Source organism: Spiroplasma sp. hy2 (assembly GCF_044714365.1).
Classification (GTDB): Bacteria; Bacillota_I; Bacilli_A; order Mycoplasmatales; family Mycoplasmataceae; genus Spiroplasma; species Spiroplasma phoeniceum.
The window spans coordinates 1-935 of record NZ_RXFZ02000278.1; the positions used below are offsets into that span (position 1 = coordinate 1).

The 935-nt window shown below is 29.9% G+C and carries 2 protein-coding genes; both read left to right on the forward strand.

Annotated features, from left to right (window positions below):
* Positions 1 to 623: hypothetical protein (locus EHV01_RS06060; RefSeq protein WP_422066673.1), on the forward strand; the 623-nt coding region annotated here is incomplete at its 5' end.
* Positions 624 to 659: 36 nt separating this feature from the next.
* Positions 660 to 935: hypothetical protein (locus tag EHV01_RS06065; RefSeq protein WP_422066674.1), on the forward strand; the 276-nt coding region annotated here is incomplete at its 3' end.

The following is a 935-nucleotide window of genomic DNA, read 5'->3' on the forward strand; positions in this document are numbered from 1 at the left end:
RADTAATTGAAACGAGTGGAGCAATGAAAACTGTTGAAGGAACAACATACTATATGGTTCCTAAAAAATTACCAATTATTAATAAAGATGGTTCAGAAGGAACAATTAAATTATTATCAAATGGAGTTAATGCAATTGCCTTTAAATTTAGCAAAAAATATGACCCTCTTATTTTACGCAAAAAAGACCATACCCCATTAAGGGTTGGTGCTGCTGCGTTAGGTACTGGGATGGGTAATACTTTGATTATGGAAAGAGTTTTATATTTAGGTGGAGCAGTAGTTGAACCCAAGGGAATTATTAAACATATTGTTACAAAAATTGATATTAGTAAAATTAATAAATTAGATAAACCAACTATTCATGTTGCAGACCCTACAAAAGTAACAGCAGAACAGTTAAAACCACAATTTAAAGATGTTGTTTTAAAAGCGGTAAAAGCCATAAATAGTTCTTTAACTGAAAGTGATTTTGATTACTTTTTTGATTACTTTATTGAAAGTAAAGGTGAAGATTGACCAATTAATATTACAAATGATAAAACTGTTGAAGTTCAAATTCAAGGTAAAAACAACGCTACTGGTCAAACAAATCCGATTGATGTTAAAATTAAAAATTCTTAATAGTACTAAAAAATAGTACTTTTTCGTTTGATAGATATGCCAATTGGAACATCTAAAACAGCCCTTATTTATGCTATTAAAAAAAATCCAACTAGATTGTTAATCCAACAACAAGAAAAAAGTTTTGATTTACAGTTATTAGAATTTTTAGGAATTCAAGTTTTAGCCCTTGGTTTATCAGTTTTAACTGGTGGTGTAGCATCTGTTGTTGGTCTTGGTGCGGGATTATCTAATTTTGCCGCAGCATTTATCTCGTTTGGAGTAGAAACAGCAACCGATTTTGCTGTAAATCAAATATACGATAAATTAACA